The sequence below is a fragment of the Chryseobacterium sp. MIQD13 genome, from assembly GCF_050496705.1.
Classification (GTDB): Bacteria; Bacteroidota; Bacteroidia; order Flavobacteriales; family Weeksellaceae; genus Chryseobacterium.
Genome location: NZ_JBNWAF010000001.1, coordinates 51,772 through 64,895 on the forward strand (window position 1 = coordinate 51,772; position 13,124 = coordinate 64,895).

At 35.5% G+C, this 13,124-nt stretch carries 12 protein-coding genes; 9 read left to right on the plus strand and 3 right to left on the minus strand.

Going from position 1 to position 13,124, the window contains the following annotated elements; genetic code table 11:
• Window positions 1-12: 12 nt before the first annotated feature.
• Complete coding sequence (locus ACQWU4_RS00255) at window positions 13-624, minus strand: response regulator (protein WP_429933767.1); 612 nt, start codon at window positions 622-624, stop codon at window positions 13-15.
• A 774-nt stretch (window positions 625-1,398) separates the two neighbouring features.
• On the minus strand, window positions 1,399-2,046 hold the full coding sequence (locus ACQWU4_RS00260) for a DUF1349 domain-containing protein (protein ID WP_429933768.1): 648 nt from the start codon (window positions 2,044-2,046) through the stop codon (window positions 1,399-1,401).
• Window positions 2,047-2,128: 82 nt separating this feature from the next.
• Between ACQWU4_RS00260 and ACQWU4_RS00265 the strand changes: the two genes are divergently transcribed.
• From ACQWU4_RS00265 to ACQWU4_RS00305, 9 genes are all read left to right on the plus strand, one after another.
• Window positions 2,129-2,872 (plus strand): response regulator transcription factor, encoded by a 744-nt coding sequence (locus ACQWU4_RS00265; RefSeq protein WP_429933769.1) that lies wholly within the window; start codon window positions 2,129-2,131, stop codon window positions 2,870-2,872.
• Between the two features lie 91 nt (window positions 2,873-2,963).
• Window positions 2,964-3,323 (plus strand): helix-turn-helix domain-containing protein, encoded by a 360-nt coding sequence (locus ACQWU4_RS00270; RefSeq protein ID WP_429933770.1) that lies wholly within the window; start codon window positions 2,964-2,966, stop codon window positions 3,321-3,323.
• 406 nt (window positions 3,324-3,729) lie between these two features.
• The gene (locus ACQWU4_RS00275) at window positions 3,730-4,986 is read left to right on the plus strand and encodes an aminotransferase class I/II-fold pyridoxal phosphate-dependent enzyme (RefSeq protein ID WP_429933771.1); all 1,257 of its coding nucleotides are present in this window, start codon (window positions 3,730-3,732) and stop codon (window positions 4,984-4,986) included.
• A gap of 6 nt (window positions 4,987-4,992) precedes the next feature.
• Window positions 4,993-5,634 (plus strand): TetR/AcrR family transcriptional regulator, encoded by a 642-nt coding sequence (locus ACQWU4_RS00280; RefSeq protein ID WP_429933772.1) that lies wholly within the window; start codon window positions 4,993-4,995, stop codon window positions 5,632-5,634.
• A 99-nt stretch (window positions 5,635-5,733) separates the two neighbouring features.
• The gene (gene dnaX / locus ACQWU4_RS00285; RefSeq protein ID WP_429933773.1) at window positions 5,734-6,819 is read left to right on the plus strand and encodes a DNA polymerase III subunit gamma/tau; all 1,086 of its coding nucleotides are present in this window, start codon (window positions 5,734-5,736) and stop codon (window positions 6,817-6,819) included.
• A 32-nt stretch (window positions 6,820-6,851) separates the two neighbouring features.
• Window positions 6,852-7,430, plus strand: a complete 579-nt coding sequence (locus ACQWU4_RS00290; RefSeq protein WP_429933774.1) for a hypothetical protein — start codon at window positions 6,852-6,854, stop codon at window positions 7,428-7,430.
• Window positions 7,431-7,857: 427 nt separating this feature from the next.
• Window positions 7,858-8,937 carry a chorismate mutase gene (locus ACQWU4_RS00295; protein ID WP_429933775.1) on the plus strand — a complete coding sequence of 360 codons (1,080 nt, stop codon included), beginning with the start codon at window positions 7,858-7,860 and terminating at the stop codon, window positions 8,935-8,937.
• 104 nt (window positions 8,938-9,041) lie between these two features.
• Entirely contained in the window at window positions 9,042-9,968 is a 927-nt protein-coding gene (rsgA, locus tag ACQWU4_RS00300; protein WP_429933776.1) for a ribosome small subunit-dependent GTPase A, read from the plus strand.
• A 731-nt stretch (window positions 9,969-10,699) separates the two neighbouring features.
• Entirely contained in the window at window positions 10,700-11,116 is a 417-nt protein-coding gene (locus ACQWU4_RS00305) for a nucleoside-diphosphate kinase (protein WP_048507564.1), read from the plus strand.
• 79 nt (window positions 11,117-11,195) lie between these two features.
• Here the strand turns inward: ACQWU4_RS00305 and ACQWU4_RS00310 are convergent, their stop codons facing one another.
• A complete protein-coding gene (locus tag ACQWU4_RS00310; protein ID WP_429933777.1) occupies window positions 11,196-13,040 on the minus strand; it encodes an alpha-L-fucosidase in 1,845 nt (614 codons plus the stop codon).
• Window positions 13,041-13,124 lie beyond the last annotated feature (84 nt).

The window sequence follows — 13,124 nt, forward strand, 5'->3', positions numbered from 1 at the left end:
CTGCTGTTTTCCTTAATGCATCATTTCATGTACCTTGATCAGCTCTGCAATATTGGTTACATTGAGTTTTTTAAAGATCCTCTTTTTATAAGTGCTTACAGTAGACATCTGGATGTCAAGTTTATTTCCGATTTCAAGATTTCCGGATCCTTTAGCCAGAAGTTTAAAGATTTCATATTCCCGGGAAGACAGTTTTTCTGCGGGATTACTCTTTTTATTCTGGATAATAAGCCCAATCAGTTCGCTGGGGTAATGATAGCCCTTCTGGATAACAGATCTTACCGCGTCCCTGATCTCTTCTTCGCTGCTTTGCTTATTCAGGTAGCCTTCAGCACCTTCCCGGATATATTGTATGGCTACATCTTTACCATGCCCTGAAAAGACAAGAATCTTCAGATTTGCCTGTATGCTTTTAAGCTCAGGGATCATTTTCTTATATTGTGTTCCCGGCATATCAATATCAAGAAGGAGAAGGTCATATTCATGATTGGATATATGTTCCTTCACCTGGTCATAATTTTCGGCAAAATCTATTTTAAGTTTTGGATAGGCAGACTCTAATACCAAAGCAGTTCCTGCTCTTACTACATAGTGATCATCAGCAATTAAAATTCTTTCATTCATATAAATTGGCTTTTTTAATAAGAGTTTTTTTTCAACGTTAAGGTTATTGTAGTTAGTTTTTGTTTAATGATATAAAAAAGGGATTCTTTTTGCTGTGACATCGGTATTATTGTAAATTGCAGTCAGCGAAAAGTCCCCACAAATTATATTGAGAATTCTGTTTTTCACTGTATTTACAATGTTTACAATTCTATTTTTGATAATTACTGCTAGGCTTTGTGTAAAATCATAGCAGTCTATAACAATGGTTTTAGCAGTTTTCTGCAGAAATCCATTGTCATCAATATACGATGGGGAAATATGACGCTGCTTGTAAATGTTCGTAAACAAAATTACAAAAAACAATGCCCGGGCTTTCATAACATAAATGATCCATGTTTTCCGTTTGATTAGTGCGGAAATATATTATTAATGTACAAGCCGAAGTTTTTTTAAGTGTTGGGAATGAATATAATTTTTTCGCATTAAATTTTTCTGTGCTTTGCGTCCTGTAGTTAAACAGATTTGGTTTTGGTTGTAAAATTAATGATTTTATACACATTATTTGTTATAATTAAGTATATTTTAACATGTATTCATTCAATTAATGAAGTATAATAATAAGGTCTGGTGGGTTTTATTATCAATAAACAGTGAAATAATGCCTTTCATCCTTTTGCTTCTATACTATTTAAATAATATTTAAAATATCAGGAGACTTCTGAAAAAAACAAAACCTCCCTTAAAAAGAGAGGTAAATAAAAATTGACTGTATATTGAATAAAAATTCAATCGCTATTTATTGTTTTCAAGCCATTTCAGTCTTCTCTGATCCGGAAGATGCTTTATTTTGAAGTTCTCAAAAACAGCGCTGAAACCATTTCCATCAGGACAGGCAGCCATCAAACCTACCATTACAGGAGTATTGTCCTGAAAGTAAGCATTACGCATCATTATATAATTTTTATCGTCAAAAGAATAAAAAACTTCCACTGCGTCAAGTCTTCTCACTGCTTTTATCCAGACTTCGGAAGGTGTTTTGTCCAGCGTAATGACACTCCAGTCACTTGTTCCATGAGTAACTACAGTACTGAGATTATATTTTCCGTCTACGAATTCAATGCCCGCCTTTATATAATTCTCTTTATCTGTTCTCAGCATAAGTCCCATCTGGTCGAACCTTGCTTTATAATTCCCGCTGATTTTTACCTTTGCCTCAAATTCTCCACCATAAGTCGTATAATAAAAAGGAGCATCATCCACCGTAAAACCATAATGGGAAATTCTCCAGTAATCACTTTGCGGAGTAACAGTCATTGATAGGCTGTTGTTTTTGATCTCCCATTTTTCCGGCTCATTGAACCAGTTCATCTTTTCCAGTGTTTGTGCAGGTGTTTTCTGAATAAGAAAAACAGTACCTAAGCTTAAAATCAATCTCTTCATCCTCTCTGGCTGGGTGTAAATTATTATTTTAGCAAAAGTATATTTAAACCCGTATTGTGCCAATACTGATAAATAACCATTTATGGAAATCATAGAAAAACTGAACAACAAGCTTTTGGATCAATCATCCCGGAAATGTAAACTTGATATAGAAGAGTATAAGCAAAGAGCATTGATGTATGCAGAGATGGAAGGAGCAATATCTGTTTTGAGCGACATGCAGTCGGATAAAAGCTATGTGTACAAGCCCAAAACAGCATGGGAATTGGGTTTAAATATGCAGGAAAATCCATCAGAGATCAATTCTATCTGGGAAGAAGAAATCATTAAAAAGATCCATCCGGATGACAGGCTTAAAAAATATATTCATGAATTGCGATTCTACGAGCTGATGGATTCTATGGATGCGGAAATTCGGGCAGACTATAGTGTTCTTTCAAAGATCAGGATGGAAGATAAAAATAATGAATACAGGTTTGTAAAGCATCGCATGTTCTATATTTATTCGCCCGATAATGGTAAACTTAGATTTGCGCTCTGCCTTTATCAGATTGCAATGGATCAGACGCTTCCTTCGGTTTCTGATTTTATGATCATTAATATGGCAAAAGGAGAAGTCATTGTAAAAGATAAACTGAATTATCAGAATATTCTTTCAAAAAGAGAGCTGGAGATTTTAAAATATGTGGGGGAAGGCTATGCCAGCAAAGAAATAGCAGGATTTCTTTCAATAAGTATCAATACGGTAAGCAGGCATCGCCAGAACATTCTGGAAAAGCTGAAAGTGAAAAATTCCGTACAGGCATTTAAAGATAGTTTTTATTAACAGGTTTTCAATTTATAATAGACACCGAAAAGGTCACCATGTTTTTTTAATTCTTATCCTTAATTTTATAGATTAAAATCTTACTAATAAAATGAAAAGAAGCGAAGAGATCACCAGGCAGTATTTTGATTTTCTAGAAAAACATATTCAGGACGTGATCATCGGAGCTGTTCCTGAATTTATGGAGCTCAATGAAATTGCCGCGCAGCTTGCGGTTTCCCATAAACACCTTACAGATACCATTAAAAAGGAAAAAGGACAGCATCCGTGCTATTTTTATGATGAGAAAATAATTGATGAAGCGAAGGCAATGATCGCAGGTTCAGATCGGTCTATTGCAGAGATAGCAAGAGTGTTCACTTATGATCCTTCCAATTTTTCCAAATTCTTTAAAAAAATGACAGGAGTTACCCCGGGAGAATTCAGGAGAAATGGTAGACTTAAACCCTGAAATCGGGATGCATTTTTTATAAATGGCAGAAAGAAAACCGTCATAGAGCTCCCATGGAAGTCTTGAAGTTGTAGAGATTTTTTATATCTCATGTTAGGTATGAAAATAATATTTTAGAAATGAGGCAATTGTGAAGCATTTGTCTTTTTTTTGTGATTTATTTATAAATAGTGATTTATTGTTGTTACTTTTTTGTTAAATTTAAATTCCGATAATGACTGATAAACCGGAAGAATTTACTTCAGATATATTAATAAATAAAGTAGTTTAATTATCAGATCATAAGGTGAAGTCTATAAAATAATGTATAATATTTATTATATGTAACGAATGAATTTATAAGCTTCAAATAATCATATATTTGTCTCATCAAACAACTAATATTAAACAACTAACAACATTAAGGATGACCATTGATTTTACAACAGCAACATTTAAAGATTTTGAGAATATTCCGGAGTACGATATTGCTCAAAGAGCAGACTATTTCTACGAATTTCTGGATCATATGAAGTCCAGAGGACACATGAACTACAGACTGAAAAATACTTCAGGAAGTAATGCGACATTAAATATAGATATTGCCAACCAGAATAATGAATATGTAAGCTTTGTTTCCAGCGACTATTTAGGATTTACACAGCATCCTAAAGTAAAACAGGCTGCTATTGAAGGAATTGAGAAATATGGAACAGGTACGGGAGCATCACCCCTTATCGGCGGATATTTTGATTATCATAATGCCATAGAAAAAAAAATTGCTGATTTTTTTGGAAGAAATGAAGAGGAGGTCATATTGTTTACTACCGGATATGCCGCTAATAGTGCCACTTTGCAGATCCTGATGCAGAAAGAGGATATTGCCATTTTAGACATGGGAGTACATGCAAGTGTACATGAAGGATGTGCTTTTACAAATAAAAAAACATTTCCGCACAATAATTTGGAAGCTTTGGAACACATTTTGAAGGTATGTGAAAATACGTACCGTACAAAGCTTGTTATTGTAGATGGAGTATACTCTCAGGAAGGGGATACTTCGCGCGCTAAAGAAATATATGCTCTTGTAAAAAAATATAATGCCTATCTCATGGTAGACGATGCCCATGGCGTTGGAGTTATGGGAAAAACCGGTAGAGGAGCCCTTGAGGATGACGATTTATTGGATAAGGTAGATTTTATAACAGGAACATCCAGCAAGACTTTTGGTAATCTGGGAGGATACGTGATTGCTAATAAAAAAATAGCATCATTCCTGAAGTTCCAGTCCAGACAGCATATTTTCTCAGTTACAGCACCCCCTTCTTCATTCGGAATTTTGAAAGCAATTGATTTGGTTGATGAAGAGCCATTTTGGAAAGATAAATTGTGGGATAATATCAATTATTTCAAAAATGGGCTTAATGATTTAGGTTTGGATACCGGAATCACCTGTTCAGCTATTATTCCGGTGAAAATAGGAGATCAGAATAAGATGTGGGACATCGGCAGAATTCTGCTTGAAAAAGGAGTCTATACCAATCCTATTATGTATCCTGCTGTAGCCAGAAAAGATGCGCGTATCAGAATGACAGTAACAGCCCGTCACGAAAAAGAACATCTTGACAAAACGCTCAATGTTTTTGATGATATTAATAAAAAATTGCATATTGCAAAAAAATAATAAATTATGCCCAGAAAAGTAGTGCAAGGCCCCATTAGGGACAAAGAAAAAACAAAACAGAAGCTGCTTGCAGCTGTTGGTAAAATTTTGAGAGTAAAAGGGTACTCAGGTCTTAAAGTAAGTAAGATTGCAGCAGTAGCCGGTTTCGACAAAAAGCTTATCTATGAGTACTTTGGAAGTACAGACAAGCTTATTGACGAGTACATAAAATCTCAGGATTATTGGAGCAAATTCAGCCCGGATATTGAAGCGGAAATACATGTGGGAAAAGGTAAGGAAGCCTTAACTCAAGGAATTCTTATGCAGTTTGAAAGTCTGAAGAAAAATAAGGAGCTGCAAAAAATCATTCTTTGGGAACTTTCTGAAAGTAAGCCGATACTGAAAAATATACTGAAGCAAAGAGAAGATGTGGCTGCCAATTTATTTGAAAATGTAACGGATCCTTACTTCGGGGAAAATGCTGTAAACGTAAGAGCAATGCTGGCATTAATAGCAGCCGGAGTTTATTATCTCAACCTGTTTCCTGCATACAACGGAACAGAATTCTGTGGTATTGATATGAGAACTGATGAAGGAAGAAGAGAAGTTGAAAAAGTGATCGTTGAGATTATAGACTATTACTACAAGACTAAAAAAGCAAAAGAATAATCATTAAAAGTTTTCCAATTTGACCCGAAAATAATTTTTTGTTGACAATTTGAAAACTTTTAATTTTCAGATTAAAACTATATTTCTTATTTTTGACCAATGGAAAATTTTATCGTATCTGCAAGAAAATACCGTCCCCAGCAGTTTGACACTGTAGTAGGGCAATCTCATATTACAGATACTTTAGAACATGCCATTGAAGAAAATCAACTGGCTCAGGCCTTACTTTTCTGCGGTCCAAGGGGTGTGGGTAAAACCACATGTGCCAGAATTCTGGCCAGGAAGATCAACGAAAAGGATGGCTCAGTTTCAGAAGACGGCTTCGCCTATAACATCTATGAACTGGATGCGGCGTCCAACAACTCCGTGGATGATATCAGGGAACTGATAGATCAGGTCCGCTTTGCACCTCAGGTAGGTAAATATAAAGTCTATATTATTGATGAGGTGCACATGCTGTCTTCTGCGGCCTTTAATGCATTTCTTAAAACTCTTGAAGAACCGCCTGCACACGCTATTTTTATTTTGGCGACTACAGAAAAGCACAAAATAATTCCTACCATTTTATCACGCTGTCAGATTTATGATTTCAAGAGAATTACCATTGAAGACATTCAGGGACATTTAAGAAACATTGCCAAGAAGGAAAACATCCAATACGAAGATGATGCCCTGTATCTCATTGCTCAGAAAGCTGACGGTGCTTTAAGAGATGCACTTTCTATCTTTGACAGGCTTTCCACATTCTCCCAGAAAAATATTACTCTGGCCAAAGCCGCCGAAGTTCTCAATATCCTTGATTATGACCAGTACCTTAATATAGTAGATCTGGCCAAGGAAAACAAAATTCCCGAAGTGCTTTTTGCCTTTAATGAAATTGTAAAAAAAGGCTTTGATCCCCATATCTTTATTGCAGGATTGGGAAACCATTTCAGAGATCTTATGATGGCACAGAATGCCAGAACAATAGAACTTATTGAAGTCGGGGAGAGGACTAAAGTGAAGTTTGTAGAACAAAGTCAGAAATGGAACGCTCAGGAGCTGATTGATGCCGTTGAGATCTGCAATCATGCGGATATCAATTATAAAAACTCCAAAAATCCAAGACTTACAGTAGAAATTGCATTGATGCAGCTGGCTTCACTGACAGCTAATTCAGGCGATACTAAAAAAAAAAGTTCTTAATACTGGCGCCGTTTCTCAGTGAGAAACAGGAAGTGAAAGTTCCGGAAAAAGCTCCTGAGAAAAAAGAACCCATAGCAGAAAAGCCAGTACAGCAGCCTGAAACTATTCAGGAAACAGCCGTAAAAACTACAAAACCTTTATCAAGGCAGGGAATTTCTTCCGGTTTCAGCATTAATTCTTTTCTGAATAATGAAGAGAAAGAAGTAAAAGAAGAAACGGTAGCCGTAAAAATAGAAAATCTTCCCAAGAACCATTTTACAGATACAGATTTGCAGATGGAATGGAATCTCATGCTTAAACAGCTGCAGACCAGAAACAGTTTTGTTTTTAATGCTGTAAAAACATTTAAGCTGATAAAGTCAGGGGAAAATACCATTAAAGTTTTATATCCTTCAGATTCTGCCAAGGCTGAATTTGACAAAATCGCCGGTGAATTTTTCAATCATTTCAAAACAAAGGTTCACAACCATGCCATTGAAATAGATTATCAGCGGGACTTTGATAGCTTGAAAATTGAAGTCGTTACCAAAAGAAAAATGTTCGAAAAATTTATCGAAAAAAATCCGCTTTTAAAAGATCTTGATGATTTAATGAAGTTTGATCTGACATAACTTTTTGTATTTATCACAATTTTTTTTTGTCAGATTGAGTTTTTTTATATCTTTGTCAAAGATTTTTGCTAAAATTAAGTTTTTGACAAAAACAAATCAGATGTAAACTAAACAACAGAAGTTTCAGAATCCAGTGGAAAAATCGTTAATCCCATCTCTGTCTCATTTTGTACCCGCTAATTTCTTTAGCGGTTATTTTAGTTTTTCTGCTTTCTATTATAGAAATTTCAGAACGTATTATCGATTTTATTGGTATTACTAACTGAATTTCTTTCCAAAAAATACAGGAAAAGTAGAGTCCTTTTATTTTCCTGATTCCTTTAAACAATTTTGAACGGCATTTTTTGAAAAGAATTATAAAGTAAATTTTATAATGAAAGGACTATTGCTGTTAATCTGAAAAATAAAAAACAATAAATTTAAAAGTATGAATTTAAAAGATGTAAAAAACGAGTGGATCAACGAGCTTTCACAGCCATTAATGATCGCAGGGCCATGCAGCGCGGAAAGTGAAGCACAGATGCTTGAAACCGCCAAAAGAATAAAGGAGACCAATGCTCCGGTGCCTATTTTCCGTGCAGGGATCTGGAAGCCTCGTACTAAACCAAACGGTTTTGAAGGAGTAGGAGTGATAGGTTTGAACTGGCTGAAAAAAGTAAAAGAAGAATACGGATTTAAAACGGCTACAGAAGTAGCGAACGCTCATCATGTATTTGCAGCTTTGGAAGCTGATGTGGATGTTCTTTGGATCGGAGCACGTTCTACCGTAAACCCTTTTACAGTTCAGGAAATTGCAATGGCTTTAAGAGGAACCGATAAGCCGGTATTCGTTAAAAATCCCGTAAACCCGGATCTTGCTTTATGGATCGGAGCTTTGGAGAGACTTTTAGGACAGGATATTAAAAATCTGGGAGTAATTCACAGAGGATTTTCAACTTACCAGAAAACAAAATACAGGAATAACCCAAACTGGCAGATTGCTCTTGATTTTAAAAGCCAGTTCCCGAATATTCCAATGCTGATAGACCCTTCCCACATTTGTGGAAACAGAACAGGTCTTGCAGATGTTACTCAGGAAGCATTCAACGTAGGATACCAGGGGGCAATCATTGAAACCCACTGTAATCCTGATGAAGCCTGGAGTGATGCTTCACAGCAGATTACACCGGAAGTTTTAGCAGAATTAATTGGAAACCTGAAAGTAAGAAATTCCGGTCTTGCAGGTTTTGATAATGAAATGGGCAGACACAGAACCCTGATCTCTGATCTTGACTTCCAGCTGATCGAGCTTCTTTCCCAAAGAATGAAGATTTCTGAAAAGATTGGTAAACTTAAAAAAGAGAATGATATCGCAATCTTCCAGCCTGAAAGATGGAAAGTGATTACGGAATACGCCACTCAGAAAGCAAAAGAAACCGGTATGTCTCAGGAATTTATTGAAAAGGTTTTCAAAGCAATCCACGAAGAGTCTATTGAAGTACAGAACAATATTATGATCAACAGATAATAATCAACGGATAAATAAGTGACAGGGCTTAGGAAATAGGGAGGAGTTTATTCTGATACCTAAATCCTAAGCCCTAATTGCTTATATTTGTAGCCAATTATTATATGAAAGGAAAAATCATTAAATCTACAGGCAGCTGGTACCAGGTTATGGAATTCGAAACAGATAAAATTTTCGAAGCCAGGATCCGGGGTAAATTCAAACTGATCAAAACGAGACTTACCAATCCGCTTGCTGTAGGAGATTTTGTAGAATTTCAGCTGGAGTCTGATGGTATTGCGTGGATCACGAAAATAGAACCGCGTACCAACTATCTGATCAGAAAATCTGTCAACCTTTCAAAGGAGGCTCATATCATTGCTTCCAATATAGATCTTGCCTGTTTTATCTTTACTTTAAAGCATCCGGAAACCTCATTAGGTTTTCTTGACCGTTTTCTGGCATGTTGTGAAGCTTATAATATTAAGCCTTTAATCCTGTTCAATAAAATTGACGTTCTGAACGAAGAGGAAATAGAGCTTGTAAAGGACATAGAATTTCTTTATCAGGAAATAGGTTACGAGACTCTGGAAATTTCATCCTATTCCAAACTGAATTTTGAGCAGCTTCAGGAACTTCTTAAAAATATAACTTCTGTTTTCTTCGGACATTCAGGATGTGGAAAATCTACTCTGGTCAATGCTTTGCAGCCCGGTTTAAACTTGAAAACTTCCGAAATTTCAGATTCCCATCTGAAAGGAAAGCATACCACAACCTTTGCGCAGATGCACTTCTGGGATTTTGGCGGTAATGTTATTGATACACCCGGAGTACGTGAATTTGCTATGATAGATATTGAAAAAGAAGAAGTTCAGCATTATTTTCCAGAGATCTTCAAAAAAAGGGAAGAATGTAAGTTCCATAACTGTCTTCATATCAATGAACCGAAATGTGCCGTTCTTGCTTCCCTTGAAACCGGAGAAATACAGTATTCCCGTTATGCCAATTATGTAAAGCTGATGGAAGAGGCAGAAGAAGCTTCCCAGAAATAAAAATATTCCTAAACTTACAGCCAGATTTTAGTATTACAGTTAGATTGTACCATTAGTCTAGAAGAATTCGCATGGATTTTAATGGATGATGCACAGGTTTTATGCATTAAAGTAAAAACACGTTATTTAAACTTAATAACAGGATAACATGTCAGCTTAGTCAAATCAATTAAAGATTGATTCTTCTTTGCCGCCTTAAATTTTACAAAACCAAAATAAAACTTTGCGTTAAAATTAAATTATAGATTTCCAACTTTTACTGTCACACAAAAAAGTTTATTTTTTTTTGAACAATATTCTATCCGAAGAAAAAAATACTTCTGTTTTTACAATAACTCTAATCTTTGCCTTGATTATTTTGTCATAAATGACCATTTTTTGGTATCCGGATTCTGATTAAAAAACAAGGATGGAAAAAATATCAAAAAATTAATATTATTCCATTGATTGAAATAGAAGCAATAATATATTAATATGCTTTTAATAGCTTTTTAAAATTATCAAATCCGCAATAATATATTTGAATTTTTGTCAATAAAAAACCCAGCCGAAGCTGGGTAAAAACTAATAACCATGAAAACTCAAATTAAACATGAGAATCGTAATAGAATTAACAATTACTATGCCAAAGTTTTTTCTCTATTTCTTAATAAAAGTTATTTTTATGTTAAAAAAAAATTAAAATCAAATATATTTTTTGTAATTTTGCGGCATTAAAAAAATATACATTTATGTCTAACATTACATTCACTATGATTAAGCCTGATGCAGTAGCAGACGGACATATCGGTGCTATATTGGGGAAGATTGCAGAAGGAGGTTTTAAGATCAAAGCATTAAAATTAACTCAGCTTACTGTTGCTGATGCTAAAAAATTCTATGAAGTTCACGCTGAAAGACCATTTTATGGTGAGTTGGTAGAATTCATGAGCTCAGGTCCTATCGTAGCTGCTGTTTTAGAAAAAGACAATGCAGTAGAAGACTTCAGAACACTAATTGGTTCTACAAACCCTGCAGAAGCTGCAGAAGGTACGATCAGAAAAATGTTTGCAAGAAGCATTGGTGAAAACGCTGTTCACGGTTCAGATTCTAACGAGAACGCTCTTATCGAGGCTCAATTCCATTTTTCAGGAAGAGAAATTTTCTAAGAAAACCACCTCAAAAAAAATATAAAAACCAGAGAATTTTCTCTGGTTTTTTTGTGCCAAAATGGCTTGAAATGATTGATTATAAGTTGTTTTCAATGGCACCGACTTTTTCCCTGTATAATTCTACAGGTTTGTCCAGCAAGACAGCAATAACTGTCATATTTTTGTCCAGCCTTTCCTTTGGAATATCAATATAGACAATTCCCGGAGTCTCACTCCAATACAGTTTGTTATAAACCTCATGACTGATAATAGATCCTTCGCCTACAATCCGGATTCTTGAAATACCATTTTTTATACCCTTCAAAGCGATAGGGCCTGTAGGGGTTCCTTCCACAAAAAGATAAATTGTTTGTCTGTCTTTGGAAAGAGCACTCATTCCGGAGTAGTGTCCTTCGGGTAATCCTTTTCCTGTGCCATATAGTGCTTCGGCATGTTTGCCAATCCACTGAACTGTTTCCGGGTTTGTTTTTGCCGGTTGGGGAATCTTCATATCTTGCCCGTCGCTGGTAATACCTGAAGTATTCAGTAAGTTTTTACCATTGTGCAAAGCATTCGCTATATCGTAAACTGCTAATTTACTACTCTTGTTTTGTAAAAGATCAGTGAGGGAATAGGAGTCTGCTTCAAAATTCTTAAGAAGAACAGGAGGATTTTTAAAAATCAGTTCTACCACAGTAACATCCTGATCAAATTTTATATAAGACAGATCAATATTCATTGTAGCATCATTGCTGAAGCTGAAATTTACTTTAGCATTTTCATCACCCACAATTTTTACAGCATCCGGTTTGCTTCCAAGCCCATAAATCTTTACAAAATCTTTAGCTTCTTCCAGATAAAGAAAAATTGATTTTTTTGTTTCTGAAACAGAAGATTTTCCTTTAAAGTTTTCAAAAGGAATACCACGGTCGGTTCCATAAACGGCTTTTTTATTTTTTGAGGTCCATCTTCCCAGGTTTCTTAGAATTTCAGCTTGTTTTTCAGGGATAGTACCATCAGATTTCGGTCCGATGTCAAGAAGGAGATTTCCTCCCATGCTGATAACATCTGCTAATGTTCTGATAATCATATTGGGAGTCTTGTAATGATTGTCAAAAGGCTGGTATCCCCAGGAATCATTCATGGTATAACAAAGCTCCCAATACCTACTTTGTGGATTTATTACAGGGATTCCCTGTTCAGGTGTGTCATAATCACCGTGGTTATTAAGCCTTGAATTGATGATGATATCAGGATTGTATTTCTTTAAAATGCTTAAAGTTTGAGGAGTCTGCCATTCTGCAGAAGAATGCTCCCAGTCACCATCAAACCATAACAGATCAGGATGATACTGTGAAGAGAGCTCTCCAAGTTGTGTCTGGTAATAATTAACAAATTGCTGCCATCGTTGCGAATCATTTTTAATTTCATACCGCTTTTTTGTACGGGTATTAATATCATAATAAGGATGACTCCAGTCGGGAAGAGAAAAATATAGTCCTGTTTTCAGTCCTGATTTTTTAAGACTGGTGACAAAAGGGGATAAGACATCTTTTTTAGCCAGAGAGTGGGCCGGGATCGTAGTTGCTTTCTCCGCTTCTGAATTCCAAAGTGAAACTCCGTCATGATGTTTGGTGGTGATCACGGCATATTGAGCTCCGGAACTTTTGATCAGGTCAACCCATTCATCAGGTTTGTATTGTGAAGCTGAAAATCCGTTCAGCTGTTTCATATAATTGTCGTGGCTGATATAATTGTTGAAGAACGCCCATGATTCAGAAATTCCGTCTACGGAATATATCCCCCAGTGAATGAAAATACCGAGTTTGGCATTTTTAAACCATTCCATTTTTTTGTCTTCTGATTGTTTTTTCTGGGCATTGATACTGCATGATACTGTTAGCAGTCCTAAGAAAATAGCTTTCACCAAACTGTTTTTCATCTTTCTTTTAAATTTAGCTTAAATATAAATAAAGCAGATCTAATTTCCGGATAATACCATTAAATCTTATATCTGATATTAAAA